Origin of the sequence: Nonomuraea spiralis, from assembly GCF_014648435.1 — a bacterium.
GTDB classification, from domain to species: domain Bacteria; phylum Actinomycetota; class Actinomycetes; order Streptosporangiales; family Streptosporangiaceae; genus Nonomuraea; species Nonomuraea spiralis.
Genome location: NZ_BMRC01000013.1, coordinates 135,899 through 161,220, shown reverse-complemented (window position 1 = coordinate 161,220; position 25,322 = coordinate 135,899). Strand labels below are relative to the sequence as shown.

The window sequence follows — 25,322 nt, the reverse complement described above, 5'->3', positions numbered from 1 at the left end:
GGCCCCTGCTTTGTGCGATTCCCACAAAAAGTGCCCCCGCCACAGGGTTCGAGCGCCGGTTCCCGTGGCACCCTGCCACAAGCCGTCACTGTACCGGCGACCTGCCTTCCTTCCGTCCTCCCGGTCGTCCTTCCGCCCACGCGGCCCGCACGGAAGTCCCCCGGATGTGGCAAAGTGCCATGAACCACAAGATCGAAAGGTGCGTGTCTTGGCAGTCTCCGTCGCCGCGTTGATGCTGGCCTCATTACTCACCTCTCCGTCCGCCGCGCTGCCGGCCTGCCCGCAGATCTTCGGGCACGGCGGTTATCCCACCGGGGCGAACGCCTGGGAACGGGACCAGGTGCGCCAGCCCAACAACCCCACGGCCGTGAACCGCTACAAGGGCTGGGGCGCCTCCGGCGTCGAGGCCGACCTCCAGCTCACCAAGGACGGCACCAAGGCCGTCATGTGGCACAACACCTCGACCTGGGGTCTCACGGGCACGAAGAAGAACATCACCGAGATCTGGTGGGCGGCGGGCGACACCGCGCTCAAGGGCCGGACCATCAACCGCGGCCTGTTCAAGGGCGAGACCGTCTACACCTTCCGCGAGTGGCTGGGCGCGATGAGGTCCGCCGGCATGGTCGGGCTGGTCGAGATCAAGCCCGAGGCCCGCCAGTCGCTGCTCAGCTCCAACGCCACCGTCAAGGCCCAGGGGTGGCGCGAGGTGCTCGACCCGGTCAAGGAGAACATCCGGTCGCAGGAGATCATCCTGTACTCCCACGACAGCGCGATCGCCGCCGAGCTGAAGCAGCGGGTGACCGCCGCGGGCCTGACGCAGGTGCTGAGTGGCGGGCCCATCTGGCCGGAGGTGACCAAGTGGGAGGAGCCGCCGCCCTCCTGGCGGCTGAACGAGAACGCGTGGAAGTCGGCGCTCCAGAGCGGCGCCAAGCGGGTGGCCAGCGACTACACGCCGGAGTTCAGCGCCTGGCTGAAGGGCAAGTGCCAGTAGCCGGCTCCTGACGACGCGTGCGCCCTCGGCCCGCACCCTGACCGGACCGGCGGGCCGGTCAGGTGGGCGGGCGGGGTGGCAGGGGGAGGCGGAGCACGAAGCGGGGGCCCTGCGGGGAGTCCTCGATGCCCAGGTCCCCCTGGTGGGCGCGGGCGATGGCACGGGAGATGGCCAGGCCGAGGCCGCTGCCCTCGGGGTCGCGCCGCCGTCCCTCGGCCAGGCGTACGAAGGGCTCGAACACCCGCTCGCGGTCCGCGGGCGCGACGCCGGCACCGTCGTCGCGGACCGAGACCACCGCCTGGCCGTCGCGCCGCTCCACCCGCACCTCGACGACGGTACGGGCGTGCCGCTGCGCGTTGACCAGCAGGTTCGTCAGCACCTCCCCGAGCTGGACGCGATTGCCGAGCACCTCGACATCCTCCTCGGCGTCCACGCGGATCAGCAGCCCGGCCCGGCGGCTCGCGACCTCCTCGCCGACCAGCGTGCCCAGCCGCACCGGTTCCCGATGTCCCGGGGCGGCCGTACGGACACGGGCCAGCGACAACATCTCCTCGATGATCGCCTGGAACCGGTCGGCGGTGGACAGCGCGTCGCGCAGGGCGGCGCGGGGGTCGACGTCGGGGTAGGTCAGCGCCTCCTCCAGCCGGGCCCGCAGGCCGGTCAGCGGCGTACGCAGCTCGTGGGAGACCATGGAGGAGAAGTTGCGCTGCTGCTCGACGGCCTCCTCCAGGCGGCCCAGGGTCTTGTTGGCGGTACGGGCGAGCTGCGCGACCGCGTCGTCGCCGGGCGGCTCCGGCACCCGTTTGCTCAGGTCGGTGACCGTGATCTCGGCCATCCTGGCCCGCATCGCCTCGACCGGCCGCAGCGTACGCCCGATCAGGAACGCGGCGATCCAGGTCAGCAACGCGCTGACGGCCAGCACCCCGGAGGCGAGCAGCAGCTCCAGGCGGCGGGTGCCGAGCAGGGGCGGCTCCACCAGCCCGGCGTAGACGACGTGGGCCGCGCCGCCCCACAACAACCGCTCCTCCTGCGGGGAGGGCCTGGTGGCGGTGAACATCACGCACTCGCCGTCCGCGCAGGCGACGCCGTGCTGGATGCGGTCGTCGGAGGCGGGCCGGAGCGTGCTGATGGGCGGTCGCCCGGAGGCGGCGCGGCTGGCCACGACCACGTGGCCGTGGGCGTCCACGAGCTGGAGGAGGTCGACCTCCGAGGTGGTCACCGGGGGGCTCGGGGTCGCGGTCATCGAGCCGATCCATTCGGTGGTGGCGCGCTGCGTGTCCGCGAAGACGTCCTGCCGCAGCCTGTCGCGGATCAGCAGGTCGAGGGCGATGCCGATCGCCGTGCAGACGATGAGCGACAACACGGCGGTGGCCAGGGTGAGCCGCGCCTGGACCGAGAGCGGAAGCGGCCGCAGGGACCCCACCCCCTCACCGGTCTCGCCCGGGTCCTTCCCGCCCACATGCTCTCAACCGGGGTCTCATCGGACGTCCAAGGACCGGCAATGACTCCGTGGAGGTCCCGGGCGACACGCTCCGGCCATTGATCCCACAATGACCATAAATATGCGCATATCACCGATTTACGGAGACATATACTGACCGTAAAGGGTATTCAGAGAAATGCCTTGTTTGCTTCATGGCGGCGGTCGCATTCCCTGCTGTAAGATCGCCGTTCGTGGCAGCGGGGGTTCCGGTGGTGCCGAATGCTTCGGAGGGCTCGTGCAATTCGGGCCTCGTTTCCGGGGCGCGCCGCGATTCTCCCCATTGTCCGGTCAGGAAATGCGCCGGCAGTCAGGAGAGAGCATCGTGAAGATCGCACACGCCGCCGCCGCGCTCGCCCTCGTCACGGGGCTCGCGGCCTGCGGCGGCGGCGCGGCCCCCACCGCGACGGGCGGCTCCGGCGGCCTGGAGAAGACCGAGCTGCTGGTCGGCGTGGTGCCGGTGCCCTCGGCGGCGCCGCTGTTCATCGCGCAGAAACGCGGATTCCTCAAGGCCGAGGGCCTGACGGTCAAGACCGAGATCATCCAGGCCCCTCAGGCGGTCATGCCGAAAATACTCAACGGCAGCATGGACGTCTTCCTCACCTCATATGTCTCATTGTTGTCCATCAACGATTCCGGCGCGGCCAAGCTCAAGTTGTTCCAGCACAGCCAGGAGGCGGCCCCCGGCATCGCGGGCGTCGTCGTCCCCAAGGGATCGCCGGTCAAGACGGCCGCCGACCTCAAGGGCAGGACGGTCGCGGTCAACGTGCTCAAGGCGCTGGGCCAGACGGTCACCAACGCCCACCTCCAGCAGGCCGGGCTCGCGCCCGACGACGTCAAGTACGTGGCGATGCCGTTCAACGAGCAGGTCGGCGCGTTGTCCTCGGGCAAGGTCGACGCCGCCTGGCTGGTCGAGCCGTTCCTGACCGCGGCCAAGAGGGCGGGCGGCACCGAGGTGATCGACACCATGTCGGGCCCGACCGCGGGCATCCCGATCGACGGCTGGGGCGTGTCGGAGGACTGGCTGGCCAAGAACCCGCGCACCGCCGCCGCCTTCCACCGCGCCCTGGCCAAGGCCCAGCAGATCGCCGCCACCGACCGTGGCGCGATCAACGAGGTCATCCCCACGTACACGCAGATCGACGCGGCGGGCGCGGCCGCCATGAAGCTGGGCGTCTTCTCGATGGAGCCGCCCAGGCAGGGCTTCCAGAAGCTGGCCGACCTGCTCGTCGGCTACGGCTACCTCAAGAGCAAGCCGGTCGTCGAGCAGCAGATCGCGACCGGACTGGGATGATCACGCGGGGCGGGCGGCTGCTCCTCGGGGCGGCGGGGGTCGCCGGGGTGCTCCTCGCGGCCGAGGCGGCGGGGCAGGCCGGGCTCATCGACCCGGGCGTGTTGCCGTACACCTCGGCCGTCCTGGCCGCCGCGGCCGGGCTGGCGGCCGACGGCGGGTTCCAGGCGCAGGTGCTGGCCACGCTCGGCGCGTGCGCGGCCGGCCTGCTGATCGCGATCGCGGTGGCGGTGCCGGCCGGGCTGCTGCTCGGCACGGTGCCGGTGGTGGAACGCTCGGTGCGGCCGGTGGTGGAGTTCCTGCGGCCGATCCCGTCGGTGTCGCTGATCCCGCTGGCCATGTTCGTGTTCCCGGACAGCGCCGACGCCAAGACCTCACTGATCGTCTACACCTGCTGCTGGCCGCTGCTCATCAACACCATGTACGGCCTGACCGAGGTCGATCCGCTGGCCAAGGAGACGCTGCGCAGCTTCGGCTTCGGCCCGCTGGCGGTCGTGCTGCGGGTCAGCCTGCCGAGCGCCGCGCCGTTCGTCGCGACCGGCGTGCGCATCTCGGTCGGGGTCACGCTCATCGTCGCCGTCAGCGTGGAGCTCATCGCGGGCGGCCACGGCATCGGCACGTTCCTGCTCCAGGCGGGCGGCGCCAACCGCGTCGACCGGGTGCTGGCCGGCACGCTGTGGGCGGGCCTGCTCGGGCTGGCCGCGAACATGCTGGTCACCTCGGCCGAGCGGCGCCTGTTCCGCTGGCACCACGCCCGTACGGAGGTGGCGGCGTGACCGCGTCCAGGACGGGCCGGCTGTGGCGCCACTGGCTGCTGCCCGTGGTGGCCGTGGTGTGGGAGCTGGCCGCCCGGCAGGCGGGGGCCGTCTACTTCCCGCCGCCCAGCACGATCCTGGTCCGGCTGCGCGAGATGTGGTTCTCCGGGCCGCCCGGCCAGCTGTTCCTCACCGACGAGGCGGTCGCCGACCTGCTGCCCAGCCTGGGGCGGCTGATGGCGGGCTGGGCGCTGGCGGCGCTGGCCGGGGTCGCGTTCGGCCTGGCCCTGGGCCGCCTGGAGTGGCTGGCGGCGCTGGCCGAGCCGCTGCTGCACTTCGGCCGCTCGGTCCCGCCCTCGGCGCTGCTGCCGGTGTTCCTGCTGCTGTTCAAGATCGGCACCCCGATGCAGCTCGCCTCCATCGTGTACGGGGTGGTGTGGCCCGTACTGATCAACTCCATGGACGGCGGCCGTCACGTCGACCGCGGCTACCTCGACACCGGCCGGGTCTTCCGGCTGTCCGCGCCCACCCGCCTGTTCCACGTCATCCTGCCCGCCGCCGCGCCGAAGATCCTGGCGGGCCTGCGGCTCAGCGTCTCGCTGGCGCTGATCATGATGGTCATCTCCGAGCTCTACGGCAGCAGCGAGGGCATCGGCCACCGCCTGCTGGAGGCGCAGAGCGAGTTCGACATCCCGGCCATGTGGGCGGGCATCGTGCTGCTGGGCGTGCTGGGCGTGGCGCTCAACTCGATCTTCCTGGCGGCCGAGCGGGGGCTGCTGCGCCGGCACGCCGTCGCGCGCGCCTGACGGCTCAGCCCTGATCGTGCAGGCGTTCGATGATCTCGTGTTGCCGGGCGGTGTAGAAGGCGCGGTCCGGGGCCTCGGTGAGCGCGCCGGGCCGTTCGACGTCGTGGCCGGCGTAGACCTGCGCCCATAGTCGCGTCTTGACCCGGCTGGGCAGGTTCGCCATGCCGGGCCTGCGGCGGGCGCGGCGCAGGGCGGCCAGGTCCAGCTCGGCCGCGGCGACCAGCGACTCCCCCGGCCCCGCCTGGGCCAGCGCGCGGCCCTCGTGGTCGATCAGCTCCGAGCCGCCGTTGACCGAGTCGCCCGGGATCGCGATGCCGGACAGCCCCGCGGTGTTGGCCGAGACGACGAAGGCCAGGTTCTCCAGGGCGCGGGCGCGCCGGGCGACCGCCTTGGGGGTCAGGGCCGGCGAGTACGCCTCGGAGGTCGGGTTGCACAACACCTCCGCGCCCCGCAGGGCCAGCGCCCTGGCCAGTTCGGGCACCAGGATCTCCTCCGAGGCGAGCACCGCCAGGTTGCCGATCTCGGTACGCGCGACCGGCAGCACGCCGTCGAGGCCGTAGCGGTCGAGGTAGCGTTCCCACACGTCGTACGGCGTGGGCGTGAACATCGAGTGCAGCCGCCGGTAGCGCAGCACCGCCCCGCCCGCCGGGGAGAGGATCACGCACGCCTGGAAGTACAGCCCGGGGAAGTGCTCGTCGCGCTCGTAGGCGTTCACGCACAGGAACACGTCGTTCGCCGCGGCGATCTCGCCCAGCGCCCGGTACTCGGGCCCGTCCACGTCGAGGGCGGCCTTCTCGCGCCACTCGGCGGGGCTCTCGCGGGTGGGGAAGCCGGTCAGGACGTACTCCGGCAGCACCACCAGCCGCAGGGCGGGGCCGAGCCACGCCTTGCTGCCGCCGACGCGCGCGCCGACGCGGCCGACGGCCGCGGCCAGGTCGGCCCGGTCCGTGACGGCCCTGGCCTCGATCTGGAGGGCCAGGGCGGTGTAGGCGGTCATGTCAGGCCGTCCGGCGCTCGTCGATCAGGGTGCGCCGGACGCACTCGCCGTTCCTGATCCACTGCCAGGTACGGCTGCGCGAGCCGCCGTCCTCGCTCAGCACGATCAGCTCGAACAGCCGCAGGTCGTCGCCCTCGGCCTTGAAGCGCCAGGTCAGGTAGATGGTGTCGGCGTCGAGCTCCCAGAACTGGCCGGTCAGCCGCTCGGTGTCGAACCCGCACCGGCCGCCGCCCAGGTACGTGCCGGGGAACTCGTGCACCTCGGTCCGGCCGTCGTCCCAGCGGTAACGGTTGGTCTGGTGGTAGACCGCGTCGTCGAGGATCGCGCAGGTCATCTCGACGTGGTGGCGGTCGATCACCGCGCCGTCCTTGTCGACGTGCACGTACCGGCCGGCCCATTCGCCCTCGTGGCGGGCCAGCAGCGGCATCTCGGCGCGCAGTCCCATGCTCTATCCCTCCTTCGGGTGCCACCACGGGTCGGCGGCCCCGGACCGGTTGATCAGGAACGCCCTGCGGCGCAGGAAACGGCCGATCGAGGCGTCGCCCATGCGCGAGCCGCCCAGCCCCGACAGGCCGAAGGAGTTCTTCTCGCCCTCGTGGACGAGCGCGGTCAGCGCGGCGTCGTTGACGCTGACCGCGCCGGCGCGCAGCCGGGCGGCGACGTCCAGCGCCTGCCGCTCGGTGGCGGCGAACACGGCGGCCGACAACCCGTACGCGCTGTCGTTGGCCAGCGCGACCGCCTCCTCCGCGCCGGAGACGGCCATGACCGGCAACACCGGCCCGAACGTCTCCTCCGTCATGACCAGCATGTCGTGCCCCACCCGCGACAACACCGTGGGACGGCACCAGAGCCCGCCGCCGTGCCGCTCGATCGCCCCGCCCGTGTGGGTCACCGCGCCCTTGGCGGCGGCGTCGGCCAGGTGGGCCGCGACCACGTCGGCCTGCGCGGCGTCGATGATCGGCCCGATCGGGCCGCCCTCGCAGGTCAGCCGGGTGCGTCCGGCCCGGTCGGCCAGCAGGCCGAGGAAGGCGTCGTACACGCCGTGCTCGACGTAGACGCGTTCGACGGACTGGCAGGACTGCCCGGCGTTGGCGGTGGCGCCCCACAGGACGGCCTCGGCCGCGCGTTCCAGGTCGGCGCCCGCGAGGACGATCGCCGGGTCCTTGCCGCCCAGCTCCAGATGGGCGGGGACGAACGCGCGCGCGGCCGCCTCGGCCACCCGGCGGCCGGTCGGGACGCTGCCGGTGAACACGACGGTGTCGACCAGGCCCACGAGCCGTTCCCCGGTCTCCGCCGCGCCCTCGACCAGCCGCAGCGGCAGCTCGTCGGGGACCAGCCGCATCAGCGGCTCGATGAAGCGCGGCGTCACCTCGCTCGGCTTGACCAGCACCGCGCAGCCGGCCGCCAGCGCGGGCACCGCGTCGATCAGGCCGAGCAGCAGCGGGAAGTTCCACGGGCTGATCACCCCGGCCAGCTCGTACGGCACCGCGTCGCCGCCCACCGCGATCCCCGGCAGCGCGGCCGGGCGTTCGGGCGGGGGCGCGAGCAGCGCGGGGGCCTGGCGTACCCATCGGTCGACGAGCGCCGCGGTGAACTGCCGCTCAAGCCTGGACTCGGCCTCGCGGCCGGTGTCGGCCACCAGCGCGGCCAGCAACTCGTCGTCGGCGGCCAGCGCCCCGCCGAACGCGGCCAGCGCCTTTCCCCGGTCGGCGGCCCGCCAGGCGGGGGCCATCGCGCGCAGTCCGGCCGCGAGCTCCGCCAGCCGGTCGGGGCCGACGGGCGCGAGCGGCCGCTCGATCCGCCCGGTGAGCGGATTCCTGACGACGTGCCCGGTCGAAGGGATCACGAGGCCCATTGTGGTCACGTCGACCGGCAGGGTGTCCAGTGCGCGACCCGGCCCCGCTCCGGGGCCGAGCGGTCAGCCCTGGAGGAGGGCCGCGATCGTGGCCAGCAACGCGATCGGCCCCATGACGGCCACCGTCACCACGGTCGCGCTGCGGCCGGGCAGCAGGCGGGCCAGCAGCCGCGAGGCCCTGCGCCGTACCGGCCCCGAGCCCGGCAACACGAACAGCCCCAGCGTGAACACGCCCGCGGCCAGCGACTCCGCGTGGCTGGTACGCAGGCCGGCGGCCTCCAGCAGACCGGCGGCGCCCAGGCCGCACGCCAGCGCCAGGAGCAGGTTGCCCACGGTGACGAGCGCGGTGCGGGAGATCTCCGGCCGGTCCTCGGCGAGGAAGTACTCTCCGGCGCGCAGGGCCAGGGAGATCACCACCGCCAGCAGGCCGCCGACGACCGGCGTGACGACGGTCGAGGCCGACAGCGTGACCAGCGCCAGCACCCCGACGAATCCGCTGCTGGTCACGAACCGCCGCAGGTCGAACGGCTCGGCGGGCTCCGCGGGCTCGACGGGAGGCCGCGGCCGCTCCTCCGGGTGACCGGCGTACACCGTGGGCCCGGGGGGCGGCTGGTGCTCCTGGAGGCCGCGCGGCGCGTACTGGACCGGCGGGAGCAGGTCGGAGACGACGTCCATGGTCAGCGTGCTGGCGGCGGGGTGCTCGAAGGCCGGGGGGCGGCCGCCCGGGTCGAGCGCCATGGCCAGCCGCAGCAGCTCCCGCGCGACGGGGCGGGCCGCGGGATCGACCCGCAGCGCCCGGCTCAGCCAGTCGCGCAGCCAGACGGGCGCCTCGTCGATCCGCGCCCGGCCCTCCATGGTGTTGAAGCAGACGGCCTCGAACGACCCCGTGCCGAACGGCGGCGTCCCCGTGGCGGCGAAGAACACGGTGGAGGCCAGCGCGTGCACGTCGGCCGCCGGGGTGATCTGCGAGGCCCGGATGATCTCCGGGGCCAGGTAGCCCGGGGTGCCGACGAACATGCCCGACTGCGTCAGCCGGGCCGCGTCGATCACGTGGGCGATGCCGAAGTCGATGACCAGCGGCTCGCCGCCGACCATCATGACGTTGGCCGGCTTGAGGTCGCGGTGGATCACGCCCGCCGCGTGGATGTCGACCAGCGCCTGGCACAGGCCCCGCGCGAGCCTGACGACCTCATGGGCCGGCAGCGGGCCGTCGGTCAGGACGGTCTGCTCCAGCGTGCGGCCGTCGGCGAAGCGGGTCACGACGTACGGGCGGTCGGCCACCAGTTCGGCGTCGATGACCTCGGCGACGTACCGGCTGCGCACCCGGCGCATGGTCTCCACCTCGCGGACGAGCCGGTCGCGCGCCTTGAGGTCGGCGGCGACGTGCGGATGCAGCACCTTGATCGCGACCTGGCGCCCCGCCCCGTCGACACCGAGGTGGGCGACTCCCATGCCGCCCTCGCCGATCTTCCTGATCACCCGATAAGGGCCGAGATGCTCCTGCGTCTGAGCACTCATCCTCGACGTCATCCTCCGTGATTCCCCCGTACGCCGTGCACCGGTGCGCCCCGGCGAGGACATTCTCCCGCAGCGCAACCCCCGATTTGCACAGTAAGCGAAGATCGGCCGATGTGCGCCGGGCCGGGCGTTCTAGAGCCAGCCGCGGGCGGCGGCCTCCGCGCCCGCCTGGAAGCGGGAGGTCACGCCGAGGCTCTCCACCACGGCGGCGATCTTGCGGGTCGCCGTCCTGGCGCTGACGCCCAGGTGCCGGCCGATGGCCTCGTCCTTGAGCCCGGCGTTGAGCAGGCGCAGGACGAGCAGGTCCGCCTCCGCCGGGCGTTCCTGGGCCGCCCGGGGCAGCCCCGCCAGCGGCCGGCCGCGTTCCCAGTAGACGTCGAACAGCTCCACCAGCGCGTCCAGCAGGCGGGAGGGGTGCAGCAGCGCGATGTTGTCGTAGACGCCGTCCACCAGCGGGAACAGGCCGATCCGGCGGTCGGCGATGCGCAGCTTGAACGGCAGGCGGCCGACGAACCTGGACCGCTCGCCCTCCTCGGCCAGCCGGATCAGGGTCTCCAGGCGGCCGGGGCGGTCCAGGGACTCGGCGCAGTAGACCACGCGGATGTCCACGCCGCGCGCCAGCAACTGCCGGGTGCCGGCCAGCTCCGACTCGTTGGTGTCCTGGGAGTCGTCGGGGCGGCCCACGTACGGCGGGCGGTCGAAGCCGAGCAGTTCCACGCTGACCGTCCGCTGGAGCTCGGTGATCACCCGCTTGACGGCCTCCTCCCCGGCCAGGACCTCCACGACGCCCGCGGGCCCGGACCCCATCCGGCCGGAGTGGTAGAGCTGGGCGAAGTCCGACACGACCGTCCTGACCGCGGCGAGCCGGGCCTCGGCCTCCAGGCGGCGGCGGTCCACCAGCCACTCGATCGCCACCTCCGGCGGCACGGCCTCGTACCGGCCGGGCGCGGTGCGGCGCAGCAGCCCGGCCTCGGCCAGGCGGGCCAGCGCGGGGCGCACCCGGGCGGGGCCGACGCCCAGCGCGGCCGCGGACTCCGCCGTACGCAGGCCGGGCCGGCGCAGCAGCAGCCGGTAGAGCCGTTCGTCGAAGTCCGGGACGCCCACCGCGCCGAGCACAGACCGGTCCCCCAAGAAGCACCATCCGAAAATGTCATTTTTGGTCACGTGGCCGAAAATGTCAGCACTATATCTCGACACTGATCTCCACTGGGCGCTTGACTCCATGACGGCCCTCCGGTGATCCTCCCCGGACGGGTGACCAGGCTCATCCCCCCTTGAGGAGCAATGTCCCGCAACACCCGCGTTCACCGCGCACTGGCGCTGGCCGCCGCCCTGGCGGTCACCGCCGCCGTACCGGCAGTGGCCCGGCCCGCGGCGGCCTCCACCCCGCCCGCCGCCGCCCCCTCCCCCTACGTCGTCACCCTGACCGAGTCGCCCCTCGCCACCTACGACGGCGGCGTGACCGGCATCGCGCCCACCAAGGGCGGCAAGGGCAGGAAGGTCGACACCTCCAGCGCCCACGCCAAGCGCTACCGCGACCGCCTGACCAAGCGGCAGGACGAGGTGGCCCGCAGCGTCGGCGCCGCCGCCAACGCCCACCACGTGGTCGCCTCCAACAGCTTCACCGCCGACCTCACCCCCGCCCAGGCGCTGCGGCTGCACGCCACCCGGGGCGTGTTGTCCGTCACCCCGGACGTCCTGCACAAGGCGCTGGACGACCGCAACTCCACCGACTTCCTCCGCCTGTCCGGCGACCGCGGCCTGTGGGCCGGGCTCGGCGGCGTGGACAAGGCGGGCAAGGGCGTGGTCGTCGGCGTCGTGGACACCGGCATCTGGCCGGAGAACCCGTCCTTCGCCGGTCCGGCCCTCGGGACCGAGCCGCCCACGGACGCCGACCCGTACCGGCCCTACCTCAAGGACGGGGCCACGGTCATGCACAAGGGCGACGGCTCCACGTTCACGGGCGTGTGCCAGACCGGCGAGCGCTTCACCTCCGACCTGTGCAACGGGAAGCTGATCGGCGCCCGCTACTTCGGCGAGCAGTGGCTCCGGGCCAACCCGCCGGACAAGCGCGACGACTTCCTGTCCCCGCGCGACGCGCAGGGCCACGGCTCGCACACCGCCGGCACCGCGGCGGGCGACCACGGCGTCCCCGCCGCCGCGAACGGCATCGACTTCGGCGCGATCTCGGGCGTCGCGCCCGGCGCGGCCGTCGCCGTCTACAAGGCGCTCTGGCAGGGCAAGGACGGCGGCACGACCGGCGGCTTCAGCTCCGACCTCATCGCGGCCATCGACCAGGCGGTGGCCGACGGCGTCGATGTGATCAACTACTCGATCGGCAGCGCCGCGTCGGAGTCGGCCGCCGACGACCCGATCCAGCTCGCCTTCCTCGCCGCCGCCCAGGCCGGCGTCTTCGTCGCGACGGCGGGCGGCAACTCCGGCCCCGACGCCTCCACGCTGGACAACACCGCGCCCTGGACGACGACGGTCGCCGCCGGCACGATCGCGCCGTACCGGGGCGAGGTCCGGCTCGGCGACGGCGCCGCCTACCGGGGCACCAGCACCTCGGTCGTCGCGCCGCTCGGCCCGAAGCCGCTGGTCACCGCCGTGTCGGTGAAGGCCGCTCAGGCCGCCGACGCCGACGCCGAGGTGTGCGCGGCCGGCTCGCTCGACCCGGCCGCGACGGCCGGGAAGATCGTCTACTGCGCGCGCGGGACGACCGCCCGCGTGGACAAGTCGGCCGAGGTCCGGCGGGCCGGCGGCGCCGGCATGGTGCTGGGCAACCCGGCCGCCGCCTCCACCGACGCCGACCTGCACGCCGTCCCGACCGTGCACGTGGACGCGCCCGACGCGGCCCGGATCGCGGCGTACGCGGCCACGCCGGGCGCCACGGCCACCCTGCTCCCGGCCCCCGCCGACGGCGTGGCCTACCCCGAGGTCACGAGCTTCTCCTCGCGCGGTCCGGCGCTGTCCGCCCGGGGCGACCTGCTCAAGCCGGACATCACCGCGCCCGGCGCGGCGATCCTGGCCGCCGTCGCGCCCCCCGGCAACGACGGCAAGGACTTCGACTTCTACTCCGGCACCTCGATGGCCACCCCGCACATCGCCGGCCTGGCCGCCCTCCATCTCGGCCGGAACCCGCTGATGTCGCCGATGGCGATCAAGTCGGCCATGATGACCACCGCGTACGACACCAGGACCCCGGACGTCTTCGCCCAGGGCGCGGGCCACGTGGACCCGTCCCGCATGCTCGCCCCCGGCCTGGTCTACGACGCCGAGGCGCAGGACTGGTACGGCTACCTCGAAGGGCTCGGCGTCGCGACCGGCACCGGCGTCAAGCCGCTGGCCGCCCCCGACCTGAACTACCCGACGATCTCGGTGGGCGAGCTGTTCGGCAGCCGTACGGTCACCCGTAAGGTGACGGCGCTCACGCCGGGTGTCTACCACTCCTCGATCGAGCTGCCCGGGTTCAGGGCGAAGGTCAAGCCGTCCACGCTGGTCTTCAAGGAGGCGGGCCAGACCAAGGAGTTCACCGTCACCATGGAGATGTCGCCCGGGACCGGCGCGGACACCGTCACCGGGCGGCTCACCTGGACCGGCGCGGGCGCCGACGTGCGCAGCGCGATCGTGGTCACGCCGCTGAGCGCCAGGGCGCCCGCCGAGGTGCGCGGCACGGGCACGGCGGGCTCGTTGTCCTTCGAGGTGACGCCGGGGCTGAAGAAGTTCCAGGTCACGCCGTACGGGCCGGTGTCGGCCGAGGAAGTGCCCGGCACGGTCAGCCAGGACGAGGTGTGGGGACGCGAGTTCCCCGTCACGGTGCCCGAGGGCGCGAAGGCGGCCGCGTTCCGGGTCAGGGCGGTCGACCCGGAGGCCCAGGTGGGCGGCCTGCTCTTCTACGAGGGCAACGGCGTACGCGAGTTCGAGTCGTGGGTGTACAGCCTGGACGGGGACCACCGCGCGATGTTGTCCCGTCCCCGGCCCGGCAGGCACGTCCTGGTCGTGGTCACGCTCGGCGACCTGCCCGGGACGACGTCCACGGCGTTCACGACCCAGACCGACGTGGTGGAGGCGCGGCACGCGCGCGGCGCGCTCACCGTGACGCCGGCCAGGCCGAAGACGGAGACCGGCAGGCCGTTCACGCTGACCGCCTCGTGGACGGGCGCGACGCCGCGCGTCAACACCGGCTACGTCGAGTACCCCAACGGCGCCGGGACGATCGTCACGGTCAACTGACCGGCGGCGGCCGGTGCGCGCCCTCCGTTCTCCGGCTCCACCTCACGGGCACCGTCGCGGGCACGGTTATCGTGTGGCCTGTGATCCGTACCGTGGTGGTTGATGTGGACGACACGTTGTGCCTCACCGAGGCCGCGTGCTTCGAGCTGGAGAACGAGGCCCTGGCGCGCATCGGCCGCGACCCCATGTCCAGGGCCGCGCACGTGGCCACGTGGGGCCGGCCGCTGCACGAGGCGATGCCGATGCGCTCGCCCGGCCTCGACCTGGCCGCCTACCTCGCCGTGCACCACACGCTGCTGCGCGAGTACGCGGCGGCCGGGCGGGTCGACGTCGTGCCCCAGGCGAACCTGCGTACGATCGACGAGCTGAACGCCGCCGGGCGCGAGGTCATGCTGCTGACCTCGCGCACCGAGGCCGAGATGGAGCACCTGACGGCGCCGGGTCACGTGCTCGACGGCCGGCTCGCGGCCGTCTACCACGCGGGCAACACCCGCTTCGGCAAGCCCGACCCGCGCGCCTTCGACGAGCTGCTGGCCGAGACCGGCCGCGACCCCCGCGAGTGCCTGTACGTCGGCGACTCCCCCACCGACGCCCAGGCGGCCACGGGCGCCGGCCTGCGTTTCGTGGCCTGCATGCAGAGCGGGCTGCGCGAGCCCGCCGACTTCGCCCCCCACCCGGTCGACGCCTTCATCGACGCCTTCCACGACCTGGCCGGCGCCGTCACCCGCCTTGAGGACGCCACCCCCGCCCCGCTCCGGTGAGTCCCGGCCTCCGGACAGCGCGCGCCGGGACGAGCGACCGCCGCCGCTGACCGCGCCGGTCAGGGGAGCCGCCGTACCCTCAGCACGTTGTCGGTGCGGGTGGCCGGTCGCCCGTCGGGACCGGTCTGGGTACGTTCGAACTCCTCGGCCCGCACCACTTCCCACTCGCCCTCGGCGAGCTCCAGCGCGTCGAGCACCTCCCCCGGGGTGGGCAGGCGCAGGCCGGGGTGGGCCTCGGGCTCCCACGGCGGCATGCCGGCGTGCCCGATCACCAGGAGCTGGCCACCGGGCGCGACGGCCGCGGCGGCGGCCCGCAGGACCTTCTCGCGCGACAGCTCGGCGGGCGAGTGCAGGTAGCTCGCGGTGACCAGGTCGTACGCGCCGTCGGGGAAGGACTCGGCCAGGTCGTGGCGCTGCCAGTCGATGCGCGCGGCCAGGCCCTCGTCCGCGGCGTGCGCGGCGGCGCGGGCCAGGGCCACGCCGGAGACGTCGGCGGCGGTGACCCGCCAGCCGCGGCGGGCGAGCCACACGGCGTCGGCGCCCTCGCCGCAGCCCAGTTCCAGCGCGGTGCCGGGGGCCAGGTCCGCGACCTCCTCGACCAGGCGGGCGTTGGGGTTGCCGCTCCAGACGCGTTCGGACCCGCTGTAGCGCTCGTCCCAGAACCGCTCGCCGGAGACCGGCGCGGCATGGGCGGCCACGGCCCGGCGGGCCTCCTCCTCGATCAGGTCGGCGTTGACGGCCGCCGCCGCCCTGACGCCCGACGCGGCCGCGCCGATGGCGTTCTCGCCCAGGTCGGCCACGTTCCCGGCGACCCACACGCCGGGCACGTTCGTCGCTCCGGCCGGGCCGGCGACCACGTGGGTGCCCATCACGTGCCCGTGCATGAGCTGCTCGGCCGTCTCGACGCCGAGATCCTCCAGCAGGGCCGAACGGGCGGCGAAGCGGGGTGCGACGACGAAGGCGCGGCAGGGGACGACGTCGCCGTTCTCCAGGGTGACGCCGGTGAGCGGGCCGGAGTCCGGCGACAGGCCGGTGACGCGCCCCTCGACGACCGTGACGCCGCGGGCGGCCAGCTTGGCGAGGTCGTCCGCACCGGGCGGCGGGGCGGTGTGGGTGAAGAGGGTCACCTCCGCGCTCCACTGCCGCCACAGCAGCGCCTGGTGCGTGGCGAGCGACCCGGCGGCCAGTACGCCGATCGGCTGGTCGCGTACCTCCCACCCGTGGCAGTACGGGCAGTGCAGCACCTCGCGGCCCCACCTCTCTGCCACACCGGGCAGGTCGGGCAGCTCGTCCACCAGGCCCGTGGTGACCAGCAGCCGGTCCGCCGCGACCGCGGACCCGTCGGCGAGCCGCACGCGGAAGCCGCCGTCGTCCAGGCGTTCGGCCTCGACGGCGGTGCCGGTGACGATCTCGCCGCCGTAACCGGTCACCTCGTCGCGGCCGGCGGCCAGCAGCTCCAGGGGCGGAGTGCCCTCGCGGCCCAGGTAGACGTGCACACCCTCGGCCGGGGCGTTGCGCGGCCGGCCCTCGTCGATCACCAGCACCCGGCGGCGGGCCCGGCTCAGGGTCAGGGCCCCGCTCAGCCCGGCCGCGCCGCCGCCGATCACCACCACGTCGTACGTGTCGTCCATCAGTTCCTCCAGAGATGCGCCGATGGCACACTGTGCGGGCCGCGCGGACGGTTTGACAAATGTCGTTGCCGAAATGGCAAGCTGGGCCCATGGAGGACACACCGGAGCTGGAGGAGGTCCTGCGGGCGGTCGGGCCGCGGCTGCGGGCGTTGCGGCAGCGGCGGGGGGTGACGCTGGCCCAACTCGCCGAGGCCACCGGGATCTCGGTCAGCACGCTGTCGCGGCTGGAGTCCGGCGGGCGCAGGCCCACGCTGGAGTTGCTGCTGTCGCTGGCGCGGGCCCACCAGGTGCCGCTGGACGAGCTGATCGACGCGCCGCCGACCGGCGATCCGAGGGTGCATCTGCGGCCGTTGTCGCGGCACGGGATGACGTACATCCCGTTGAGCCGGCGTCCGGGCGGGATGCAGGCGTACAAGCAGATCTACCCGCCGGGCTGGCCTCACGGCGAGTACGAGCAGCAGGTCCACGAGGGCTACGAATGGCTGTACGTGTTGTCGGGACGGCTGCGCCTGCTGCTCGGCGAGCACGACGTGCTGCTGACGGCGGGCGAGGTGGCCGAGTTCGACACGCGGGTGCCGCACGCCTTCGCCAATCCCACCTCGGAGCCGACCGAGGTGCTCGCGCTGTTCGGCCCCCAGGGCGAGCGCCTGCACGTACGCGCCCGCCCCTCGGGCCGGTGAGCCGCCGGCCGGAAGCTGCCTGAGGCCGTCAGGAGGTGCCGAAGCCCTCCATCTTCTCGCGTTCCTCCAGCGGGGCGAGCTCCTGGAAGACGGTGATGTGCAGCCCGGCGGGCGCGTCGAGACGGGAGTTGAGCGACTGCCAGGGCGTGAGGGTGGGCGGGGCCACCTCGGTCGCGCCCGCCGACACCAGGCGGTCGGTGGTCGCGCGGGAGTCGTCCACCTCGAACGCGACCCGCATCTTCGGCGCGACCTGCCGCCCCACCTCGACGTCGTCGATCATCTTCTTCTGCGCCGGGTTCGCGATCTCCAGCGTGGCCCGGCCCGCGTCGAGGATCGTCACGCGGGCGCCGTCGCCGGAGGAATAGGCGGCCTCCTCGGTCAGGCCGAGCACGTCCCGGTAGAAGGCCAGGGCCGCCTCGTAGTCCTCCGCCTCGACGACCAGCCGGAGCTGACGTACGGCCGGGGCGTCGGGGTGGTCGTTCATGGGATTCTCCTCATCGAAAACGGACGATCACCCCGGCCAACCAGCGCCGGAGCCGGGAAATTCCGGCCGCGGACGAGGAAGATCACAACTCGGCGTCGACGCCCCGTGAGCCGTGCCACGATCTCCACAGCGCCTCGTACACGCCACCCGCCGCGATCAGCTCGTCGTGGGCTCCGACCTCCACCACCCGGCCGTTGTCCATGACCGCCACCCGGTCGGCGTCCCGGGCCGTGTGCAGGCGGTGGGCGATCGCGATGACGGTCCGCCCTTCCAGGACGGCGGCGAGCGAGCGTTCGGCGCGCCTGGCCGTACGGGGGTCGAGCATGGCGGTGGCCTCGTCGAGGATGACGGTGTGCGGGTCGGCCAGGATGACCCTGGCCAGGGCGAGCTGCTGGGCCCGGTCGGGGCCGAGGGCGGCGCCGGACGACTGGGTCCCCAGCTCGTCGTCGAGCGAGGCGACCCAGTCGGCGCCGACCGCCGCCAGCGCCTTGCCCAGGCGGTCGTCGTCGGCCGCCGGATCCGCCAGCAGCAGGTTGTCGCGTACGGTGCCGAGGAACAGGTGCTGTTCCTGGGTGACCAGGACGACGTGCTCGCGCAGCCGTGTGGGAGAGAGGTCGGCGACGGGCACCGAGCCGACGGTGACCGTGCCCAGGCGGGGCCGGTCGATGCCGGCCAGCAGCTTGCCCAGGGTGGACTTCCCGGCTCCCGAGGGGCCGACGACGGCCAGGCGCTCGCCGGGCCGTACGGTCAGATCGACGCCGGTGACCACGTCGTCGCCGCCTTCGTAGGCGAAGTGCACGCCGCGCGCCTCGATGCGGTCGCCCTGCGGCGCCGCGGCGGCGACCTCCTCCCGCGCCGGGGTCGCGAGACCCTCGATCCTGGCGAAGGAGGCGCCGCTGCTCTGCAGCTGCTCCAGCCAGATCAGGACCGTCTCGATCGGCTGGCCGAGCTGGCGCAGGTAGAGCACGCAGGTGACGACCGCGCCCAGCGTGACCTGGCCGCGGTCCAGGAGCATCCCGCCGAGCAGCAGGACCAGCACGGGCGGCAGGAGCGAGGAGACCTCCACCGAGGGCCACAGCACACTGCGCAGGAACAGGGTCCGCAGCTGAGCGACCCGGCTGCGCTCGATCACCTGTTCCGCCGCCCGCGCGCGCTTGACCTGGAGGCCCAGGGCCTCGATGGTACGGGCGCCCGCGGCGTTGGCGGCCAGGTGCTCGGCCAGCTCCGAGCGGGCGGCGCCTTCCTCCAGGTAGGCGGTACGGGCGCGGCGAAGGTACCAGCGGGAGGCGGCCACGATGCCGGCCAGCGCGAGCAGGCCCGCCGCGCCCAGGGCCGGGTCGACCAGGAACACGGCGACGATCAGGAAGAGCGCCTGGAGGCTCGAGACGAGGATCGCGGGTGCGGCGTCACGCAGGGTGCGGCCGACAAGGGCCACGTCGGTGGTTCCGCGGGCGGTCAGGTCGCCGGTGCGGATGTGCTCGACCGTGGCGGCGGGCAGGGCCAGTACGCGGTCCAGGAGTTCGGAGCGGATGTGTTCCTGGACACGCTCGCTGAAGCGGGTGCCGATCTTCTCGGCGTACCTGGACAGGATCAGCTGGGCCAGCGCCGCGCCCACGGCGATCGCGGCGAGCAGGTCGACCGCGCCTCCGGCGCTGATGACGTCGACGATGTCGCCCAGCAACCACGGGCTGACCAGCGCCGCGGCCGCCGCGAGGCTGTTGAGCAGCAGCGTCGCGGTGAAGCCCGGCATGTCGCGCCCGACCAGGCGCAGGGCGGCCCGCCGTACCTGCCGGGGGTCGGCGACGGGCAGGTCGCGGTTCATGCGAGCAGCGATCGGTAGGCGGGGGTGGACTCCATCAGCTCTCGGTGGGTGCCGGTGGCGGCCACCTGCCCGTCCTCGATGAACAGCACCTGGTCGGCCTGGGCGAGCAGCAGCGGCGAGGTGGTGGCCACGACCGTCGTACGGCCGGCGCGGGCCGTACGGAGGCGCCCTGCCAGGAGGGACTCGGTATGCGCGTCGAGCGCGGAGGTGGGCTCCACGGCCAGCAGCACCTCGGGCTCGGCCAGCAGGGCCCGGGCCAGGCGCACGCGCTGCCGCTGGCCGCCCGACAGGTTGCGCCCGCCGGGTTCGATCACCGAGTCGAGCCCGTGGCGCAGCCCGGCGACCACGTCCTGCGCCGCGGCGACGTGCACGGCGCGGTGGACGGCCTCGTCGTCCGCCTCGCCCCGGCCCTGGAGGACCTCGCGCAGCGTGCCGGCGAACAGGGCGGCGTCGTGGTCGGCGATCAGGGAGGTGCCGTCGAACCCGCCCAGCCTTTCGAGCAGCGCCACGCTCTCCTCGGGCCGGGCGCCGGCCAGCCCCACCAGGCTCCCCTGCGCGATCTCCGGCCCGGCGGGACCGGATCGTTCCCCGGGGCGCAGCGCGAGGAAGCGGGTGACCTGGCGGGCGGCGACCAGGCCGTGGCTGATCTGGAAGCTGCCCTCGATGAAGAAGGAGACGGGCACCACCAGCACGGCGATGTACCCGTACACGCCGACCAGCTCGCCCACCGTGATCGTCCCCTCGGCGGCCAGGCGGGCGCCCAGCCAGGTGACGGCGGCCAGGAACAGCGCGGGCAGTCCGGCGCCGAGCGCGCCGATCCAGCTCGTCAGGGACGCCACCCGGTAACCCTGCTCGCGCAGGCTCGCCGAGTCGGCGCGGTAGCGTTCGGCGTAGGTGTCCTTGCCGCCGAAGGCGTTGAGCACCCGCAGCCCCTCGATCAGGTCGACCAGGCGGGTGGTCAGCCTGCCCTGGTTCTCGCGGTAGCCGTTCTGCACCTTCATCAGCCGGCCGAGCAGCGGCCCGAGCACGAGCGCCAGCAGCGGCACGCCCAGCAGCACCACCACGGCCAGCACCACGGAGACCCGCAGCAGCAGCGCCGCCACCACGCCGTAGCTGATCACCGCGCCCACGCCGGGGCCGGTCACCGTCAGCGAGGCGGCGATGGTGATGACGTCGCCGATGCCGATCGTCACCACGTCGCCCGTCGAGGCGCGTTTGGGCAGGTCGGCGCCCAGCTTGTTGATCTGCTCGACCAGGGCGCGCACGGTGCGGAAGTTGGCGTCCATGCGGATCTTGGTCATCGTACGGTGCCGCAACATCGCCAGCCAGGCGTTGACCAGGCCCGCGCCGAGCAGCGCCAGCACCCAGCCGGACGCCAGGCCGTCGTCGATCGCCCTGGACAGCAGGTACGGCGGGAGCGTCAGGCCCACCATCCAAAGGGTCCCCAGCATCGCGCCCAGCGCGACCCGGCCCTTCTGCGCCCAGGCCAGCCAGAACAAATACCGAGCCGCCTTCATGACGGTCACGCTAGAGCATGGCTTTTGCGGCTCTTTGCCCGCCCCTTGCATGATCGTTCGCGGCAGCTGACTCCGGTGATCCGTCGCGCGCGCCGTCGTTCATGGAGACGTCTCAGCGGCAAGATCCGCGCCGACCTCGTGCTGGCGTGCGGGGTGTTCGGCGACATCACCGACGAGGACATCCGGCGCACCGCCGGCCACTGATCGCAGTTGTGCGGCACCGGCACCACGATCATCTGGCCCGGCACCGCGAGGCTCCCGATCGGGTGCCGCTGATCTGCGACTGGTTCGAGGAACGCGGGTTCGAACGGCGATGGTTGTCGGACCCGGAGGCGGGGTTCGGCGTCGGCGTGCACCGCTTCACGGGCCGGCCGGAACCCCTGGTCCCGGGTGAGCGCATGTTCACCTTCGTCGGCTACGGCGTGCTCGAAGGAACGCGCGCCCGGACTTGAGGAGTGCCGGGCTCGGAACCGGTTACCTGGGTGAATATCGGAATCCTTATCGGCTGTGGTCCCATACCGCTATTGGACGCCTCGCTGCCGTCTCTGATCTTCTGGTCGCTCTTACGAAGATCCGGATCGAGTGCGGGGAGTCGAGATGAGACACGTTCATCGCGGAGGACTGCGAAGCAAGCTCGGAGCCGCCGTACTGGCGACCACCACGGCGATGACAGCCGTCGCCGGCCTGGCCGGTACGGCAGGGGCCGACACGCGTTCGGCCTCCGCCGTCGCCGCCGCGCAGTTCGCGAGCGGCACGGCCGACGTCAAGAAGCGACTGCGCGCGCTCGAGAACTCCTACCAGGGGCGCATCGGGGCCTACGCGATCGACACAGGCACCGGGAAGACCATCTCCTACCGGGGCGGCGAGCTGTTCCCCAGCGCCTCCACCTTCAAGGCCGTCCTGTGCGGCGCCATCTTGGCCAAGGCCCGGACGACCGATCCCGGCCTGCTGAACCGTACGCTGCGCTGGACAGCCAAGGAGCTGGTCACGAACTCGCCGATCACCGAGCTACCGGAGAACCTCAAGAACGGCATGACCGTGGACCGCCTGTGCCACGCGGCCGTCACCGCCAGCGACAACACCGCGGCGAACGTGCTGCTCAAGCAGGTCGGCGGACCCGCGGGGCTGACCCGCTACTACCGTTCGCTCGGGGATCCGATCGGGCGGCTCGACCGCTGGGAGCCGGAACTCAACGACTGGAAGCCGGGCGAGAAGCGCGACACCATCAAGCCCGCGTTCATGGCTCGCAACCTGCAGAAACTCACCCTGGGCAGCACCCTCGTCCCCGAGGACCGGCAGCGGCTGAACGACTGGCTGCGGGCCAGCGTCACCGGTACCGAACGCATCCGCGCCGGGCTGCCGAAGAACTGGACCGTCGGCGACAAGACCGGGGGTGGCTCCGGACCGTACGCGCCGGGCAACGACATCGCCGTCGCCTGGCCGCCGTCCGGCGCGCCGCTGATCATCGCCGTCTACACCAATCGCAACGACCCCACCGCGACCATGGACAACAGCGTGATCGCCAAGGCGGCCACCCTGCTGGCCGAAGGGCTGGGCTACTCCAGCCGTGGCGCACGCGACCGGTAGAACGCCGCCCGCTCGCGCGGGAGCCGGGGCCGTGGAGCGACCATGACGGTCGAGAGAGCTCGCTCCCCACGGCGGCCAGGCGGGCCGGTCAGGTGGCCTTCCTGCGGGAGGCGGTCGGCACCACGCGGGGACGCAGCCGGGTGCGCACATCGTCCATGATGTCGGCGAGCTGGGCGACCTGCTCGCCGGTCAACAGATCGATCAGGCCGTCGCGGACCGCCTCCACATGTCCGGGCGCGGTCTTCGCGAGGAGTCGCCGGCCGTCTTCGGTGATGACGACCATGGCCCTGCGTTCGTCGCTGGCGTCGGTTTCGCGGCGTAGCAGTCCGGCCTTCTCCAGCTGGGCCACCTGGTAGCTCAGGCCGCTGCGAGAGGTGATCATCAGGTCGGCGAGCTCGGTGATGCACCGCAGCTGGGGGGCGGCCTCGTTGGCCCAGTGGAGGATCTCGTACTGGATCATGGTGAGCCCGGCGTCCTCTCGGAGCTGCCGTTCCACGTGGCGCTGGATCAGGCCGGAGGTCTCCAGGAAGCCGGTCCAGGCGCGCATCTGCGTCTCGTTCAACCACCGCGGTTCGCTCATGGCGGGAGCCTACCGGACTTGCGTCGAATTCGACGCATCCGTACGATCAATCCCGTTCGTGATGCGTCGAATTCGACGCATTTCGCGTCGTGCCATCGACGCGCCCCACATCCTGGAAGGGCCACTCATGAAGATCAGCATCATCGGCAAGGGCAACGTCGGCTCCGCGCTGGCACGCCGTCTCGCCACGGCCGGGCACACGGTCACCACGGCGAACTCCTCCACCGCCCCGGACCAGGTCGCCGCGCAGGTCGCCGAGGCCGACGTCACCGTGCTGGCCGTGCCGTTCTCCGCCGTCGCCCAGTTCGACGCCGGGATCAGGACCGCCCTGCGGGACAAGGTCGTGATCGACGTCACCAACCCGCTGGCGGCCGACTTCATGTCGCTGACCATCGGGCACACCACCTCGGCGGGCGAGCAGGTGGCCGCCGCACTGCCCGGCGCCCGAGTCGTCAAGGCCTTCAACACCGTGTTCGCCGCCACGCTGGACACACCTGGCCTGTTCCTGCCGGTGGCCGCCGACGACGAGACCGCCAAGAAGACCGTGCTGGAGCTGGGCGCGCAGCTCGGCTTCGACGCCGTGGACGCCGGGCCGCTGGCCAACGCCCGTTACCTGGAGCCGGCCGTGGAACTGCTGATCCAGCTCGCGTACGGCCTGGGGATGGGCGCGAGCATCGGCCTCACCCTGGCACGGGCATGACGATCCCGACGTGGCCGGCGGGATTCCGCCCGCCGGCCATCCGTACGACCGCGACGCGCGGCGGAAGGGGCGAGAGATGAGCGATCACGATCTGTCCGGCAGGGTGGCCCTGCTCACCGGGGCGTCAGGCGGCATTGGCCAGGCACTGGGCCGCCGCCTCATCGCCGCCGGGGCGAAGACCGCCTTCGTCTACGGTTCGCTGCCCGCGGTCTACGTCTCCGTCGGCGCCCTCACCGTCCTGTCGGCGATCGTCGCCGTGGCGGCGGACGACCAGCCGGCCTTCATCGCCGCGATCGTCCTGTTCGGAGTGGCCGCCTTCGCGACGATCCCGCCGCTGCAGACGTGGGTTCTGGACAGCGCCTCACAGGCGCCCGCCCTGGCCTCGGCGGCCAACATCGGCGCCTTCAACCTGGCCAACGCCCTCGGCTCGCTGCTCGCCGGACTCACCGTCGGCCGGGCACGGGTACGCGGCACCGGCCTGGATCGGCATGACCCTGGGGCTGATCGGCCTGGCGGTGACCGGGCTGGTGAGCCTGCGCGTCCGGCGCCGAGCCCCGCGGGCGGATGCGGACGACCGGAAACACCAGGAGACGGCACAGCGGTGACGGCCCGTACCTCACGCGGGCCGGCCCGCGGGCGCGGTCAGCCTGCAGTCAGGGCCTTGACCAGGTCGTCGATGACGACGGCGGCGGCCAGCGGGGCTCCGCGGGTGCTCCAGACGGAGCCGTTCACCGACACCACGTGGCCCGCCTTGACCGCCTTCAGCTCCTTGAACGCCGGGGTCTGCCGGATCTCGGCGAGCGTCTTCTCGCCGTCGGCGGTCAGCGTGGAGACGAACAGCCATTCGCCGTCGATGTCCGACAGCGCCTCCAGGCTGAGCGGCATGGAGTGGGCGGTGCCGTCCTTGTCCTGGGCGGCGGGACGGGTCATGCCGAGGTCGGTGGCGACGAAGCCGGCGAACTGCCGCTTCTCCATCCAGCTCGGGCCCTGCGGGTTCCAGCGCACGATGCTCACCTCGGCCGGCTTGACCTCGGTCTTGGCCTCGGCGACGCGGGCGTCGTAGTCGGCCATGACCTTCTTGGCGACGTCCAGCTTGTTGAGGGCGTTGCCGACGCCCATGAACGACAGCTTCCAGTCGTCGGTGGGCGCCATCGTCACCACGGTGGCCGGGGTGATCTTGCGGAGCTGGTCGAGGACCTGCTGGTCCTGAAGGTCGCCGGCGAGGATCAGGTCCGGCGCGGCCTCGACGACCTTGTCGATGACCGGTTGCAGCAGGTTCCCCACGATCGGTACGCCCTTGACCCGGTCGGCCAGGTACGCGGGCGGCGTGTCGATGCCCTGCCCGTTGGTGATGCCGACCGGGGTCACGCCGAGGGCCAGAACGGCGTCCAGGTCCTCCTGGGTCAGGGTGACCACGCGCTTGGGCTCGGCCGGCACCTTGATCAGGGTGCCGGTGGCGTCCTTGACCTCCCGGACGGCCGGCGCGGCGGCGGACGCGCCCGGCGCGGCGGACGTAGCGGGCACGGCGGGCGTTGAGGACGCGCCGCACGCCACGACGGTCAGAACGGCGGCGGCGGCGGCGAACAGGCCGCCGGCCCTGCGGAGAGGGGCCATACGAGCTCCCGAGCTAGAAA

Annotated in this window: 24 protein-coding genes; 11 read left to right on the top strand and 13 right to left on the bottom strand. The window is 72.9% G+C overall.

Annotated elements, in window-relative coordinates; translation table 11 throughout:
• Nucleotides 1–208: 208 nt before the first annotated feature.
• The gene (locus IEZ27_RS30225; protein ID WP_229824483.1) at nt 209–991 is read left to right on the top strand and encodes a glycerophosphodiester phosphodiesterase family protein; all 783 of its coding nucleotides are present in this window, start codon (nt 209–211) and stop codon (nt 989–991) included.
• A 58-nt stretch (nt 992–1,049) separates the two neighbouring features.
• Here the strand turns inward: IEZ27_RS30225 and IEZ27_RS30220 are convergent, their stop codons facing one another.
• Nucleotides 1,050–2,450 (bottom strand): sensor histidine kinase, encoded by a 1,401-nt coding sequence (locus tag IEZ27_RS30220; protein WP_189650355.1) that lies wholly within the window; start codon nt 2,448–2,450, stop codon nt 1,050–1,052.
• Nucleotides 2,451–2,796: 346 nt separating this feature from the next.
• Here IEZ27_RS30220 and IEZ27_RS30215 point away from each other — a divergent pair, with 346 nt between their 5' ends.
• From IEZ27_RS30215 to IEZ27_RS30205, 3 genes are read left to right on the top strand one after another with little or no spacing between them, the layout of a single operon-like run.
• On the top strand, nt 2,797–3,765 hold the full coding sequence (locus IEZ27_RS30215; protein ID WP_189650354.1) for an ABC transporter substrate-binding protein: 969 nt from the start codon (nt 2,797–2,799) through the stop codon (nt 3,763–3,765).
• Complete coding sequence (locus tag IEZ27_RS30210) at nt 3,762–4,538, top strand: ABC transporter permease (RefSeq protein WP_189650353.1); 777 nt, start codon at nt 3,762–3,764, stop codon at nt 4,536–4,538. Before IEZ27_RS30215 ends, IEZ27_RS30210 begins: the two co-directional genes overlap by 4 nt.
• Complete coding sequence (locus IEZ27_RS30205; protein ID WP_229824482.1) at nt 4,535–5,323, top strand: ABC transporter permease; 789 nt, start codon at nt 4,535–4,537, stop codon at nt 5,321–5,323. The genes IEZ27_RS30210 and IEZ27_RS30205 overlap by 4 nt, the downstream gene beginning before the upstream one ends.
• Before the next feature lie 4 nt (nt 5,324–5,327).
• Here IEZ27_RS30205 and IEZ27_RS30200 read toward each other — a convergent pair whose 3' ends face one another.
• The 5 genes from IEZ27_RS30200 to IEZ27_RS30180 all read right to left on the bottom strand — a co-directional run bounded on the left by IEZ27_RS30200 (nt 5,328) and on the right by IEZ27_RS30180 (nt 10,824).
• Nucleotides 5,328–6,320, bottom strand: coding sequence for a nitrilase-related carbon-nitrogen hydrolase (locus IEZ27_RS30200; protein ID WP_189650352.1), 993 nt, complete (start codon nt 6,318–6,320; stop codon nt 5,328–5,330).
• A 1-nt stretch (nt 6,321) separates the two neighbouring features.
• Nucleotides 6,322–6,765 carry a DUF3598 domain-containing protein gene (locus tag IEZ27_RS30195; RefSeq protein ID WP_189650351.1) on the bottom strand — a complete coding sequence of 148 codons (444 nt, stop codon included), beginning with the start codon at nt 6,763–6,765 and terminating at the stop codon, nt 6,322–6,324.
• Nucleotides 6,766–6,768: 3 nt separating this feature from the next.
• Entirely contained in the window at nt 6,769–8,166 is a 1,398-nt protein-coding gene (locus IEZ27_RS30190) for an aldehyde dehydrogenase family protein (protein ID WP_229824481.1), read from the bottom strand.
• Nucleotides 8,167–8,238: 72 nt separating this feature from the next.
• On the bottom strand, nt 8,239–9,693 hold the full coding sequence (locus IEZ27_RS30185; protein WP_189650349.1) for a serine/threonine-protein kinase: 1,455 nt from the start codon (nt 9,691–9,693) through the stop codon (nt 8,239–8,241).
• Nucleotides 9,694–9,825: 132 nt separating this feature from the next.
• Nucleotides 9,826–10,824 (bottom strand): helix-turn-helix domain-containing protein, encoded by a 999-nt coding sequence (locus IEZ27_RS30180; protein ID WP_221762371.1) that lies wholly within the window; start codon nt 10,822–10,824, stop codon nt 9,826–9,828.
• A 153-nt stretch (nt 10,825–10,977) separates the two neighbouring features.
• Here IEZ27_RS30180 and IEZ27_RS30175 point away from each other — a divergent pair, with 153 nt between their 5' ends.
• Nucleotides 10,978–13,926: a S8 family serine peptidase gene (locus IEZ27_RS30175; protein WP_189650348.1), complete on the top strand. Its 2,949-nt coding sequence runs from the start codon at nt 10,978–10,980 to the stop codon at nt 13,924–13,926.
• Between the two features lie 80 nt (nt 13,927–14,006).
• Entirely contained in the window at nt 14,007–14,687 is a 681-nt protein-coding gene (locus IEZ27_RS30170) for an HAD family hydrolase (RefSeq protein WP_229824480.1), read from the top strand.
• A gap of 59 nt (nt 14,688–14,746) precedes the next feature.
• Here the strand turns inward: IEZ27_RS30170 and IEZ27_RS30165 are convergent, their stop codons facing one another.
• Nucleotides 14,747–16,318 (bottom strand): FAD-dependent oxidoreductase, encoded by a 1,572-nt coding sequence (locus IEZ27_RS30165; protein WP_189650347.1) that lies wholly within the window; start codon nt 16,316–16,318, stop codon nt 14,747–14,749.
• An 89-nt stretch (nt 16,319–16,407) separates the two neighbouring features.
• Between IEZ27_RS30165 and IEZ27_RS30160 the strand changes: the two genes are divergently transcribed.
• Complete coding sequence (locus IEZ27_RS30160) at nt 16,408–16,998, top strand: helix-turn-helix domain-containing protein (RefSeq protein ID WP_125638005.1); 591 nt, start codon at nt 16,408–16,410, stop codon at nt 16,996–16,998.
• Nucleotides 16,999–17,026: 28 nt separating this feature from the next.
• On the opposite strand, the gene IEZ27_RS30155 is transcribed toward IEZ27_RS30160, so the two are convergent.
• From IEZ27_RS30155 to IEZ27_RS30145, 3 genes are all read right to left on the bottom strand, one after another.
• Complete coding sequence (locus tag IEZ27_RS30155; protein ID WP_125638004.1) at nt 17,027–17,482, bottom strand: VOC family protein; 456 nt, start codon at nt 17,480–17,482, stop codon at nt 17,027–17,029.
• Nucleotides 17,483–17,564: 82 nt separating this feature from the next.
• Complete coding sequence (locus tag IEZ27_RS30150) at nt 17,565–19,304, bottom strand: ABC transporter ATP-binding protein (RefSeq protein WP_189650346.1); 1,740 nt, start codon at nt 19,302–19,304, stop codon at nt 17,565–17,567.
• Entirely contained in the window at nt 19,301–20,821 is a 1,521-nt protein-coding gene (locus IEZ27_RS30145; protein ID WP_229824479.1) for an ABC transporter transmembrane domain-containing protein, read from the bottom strand. The genes IEZ27_RS30150 and IEZ27_RS30145 overlap by 4 nt, the downstream gene beginning before the upstream one ends.
• Nucleotides 20,822–20,896: 75 nt before the next feature.
• Here IEZ27_RS30145 and IEZ27_RS55065 point away from each other — a divergent pair, with 75 nt between their 5' ends.
• The 3 genes from IEZ27_RS55065 (at nt 20,897) to bla (ending at nt 22,408) form a co-directional block, all read left to right on the top strand.
• Nucleotides 20,897–21,025, top strand: coding sequence for a hypothetical protein (locus IEZ27_RS55065; RefSeq protein ID WP_268246095.1), 129 nt, complete (start codon nt 20,897–20,899; stop codon nt 21,023–21,025).
• 8 nt (nt 21,026–21,033) lie between these two features.
• The gene (locus IEZ27_RS30140) at nt 21,034–21,273 is read left to right on the top strand and encodes a hypothetical protein (RefSeq protein ID WP_189650344.1); all 240 of its coding nucleotides are present in this window, start codon (nt 21,034–21,036) and stop codon (nt 21,271–21,273) included.
• A gap of 145 nt (nt 21,274–21,418) precedes the next feature.
• Nucleotides 21,419–22,408, top strand: a complete 990-nt coding sequence (gene bla / locus IEZ27_RS30135) for a class A beta-lactamase (RefSeq protein WP_189650343.1) — start codon at nt 21,419–21,421, stop codon at nt 22,406–22,408.
• A gap of 88 nt (nt 22,409–22,496) precedes the next feature.
• On the opposite strand, the gene IEZ27_RS30130 is transcribed toward bla, so the two are convergent.
• Nucleotides 22,497–22,988 carry a MarR family winged helix-turn-helix transcriptional regulator gene (locus tag IEZ27_RS30130; protein ID WP_189650342.1) on the bottom strand — a complete coding sequence of 164 codons (492 nt, stop codon included), beginning with the start codon at nt 22,986–22,988 and terminating at the stop codon, nt 22,497–22,499.
• Between the two features lie 127 nt (nt 22,989–23,115).
• Between IEZ27_RS30130 and IEZ27_RS30125 the strand changes: the two genes are divergently transcribed.
• Nucleotides 23,116–23,688 (top strand): NADPH-dependent F420 reductase, encoded by a 573-nt coding sequence (locus IEZ27_RS30125; RefSeq protein ID WP_189650341.1) that lies wholly within the window; start codon nt 23,116–23,118, stop codon nt 23,686–23,688.
• A gap of 210 nt (nt 23,689–23,898) precedes the next feature.
• Here the strand turns inward: IEZ27_RS30125 and IEZ27_RS30120 are convergent, their stop codons facing one another.
• Nucleotides 23,899–24,105 (bottom strand): hypothetical protein, encoded by a 207-nt coding sequence (locus IEZ27_RS30120; RefSeq protein WP_194521974.1) that lies wholly within the window; start codon nt 24,103–24,105, stop codon nt 23,899–23,901.
• A 225-nt stretch (nt 24,106–24,330) separates the two neighbouring features.
• Complete coding sequence (locus tag IEZ27_RS30115) at nt 24,331–25,302, bottom strand: ABC transporter substrate-binding protein (RefSeq protein ID WP_189650339.1); 972 nt, start codon at nt 25,300–25,302, stop codon at nt 24,331–24,333.
• Nucleotides 25,303–25,322 lie beyond the last annotated feature (20 nt).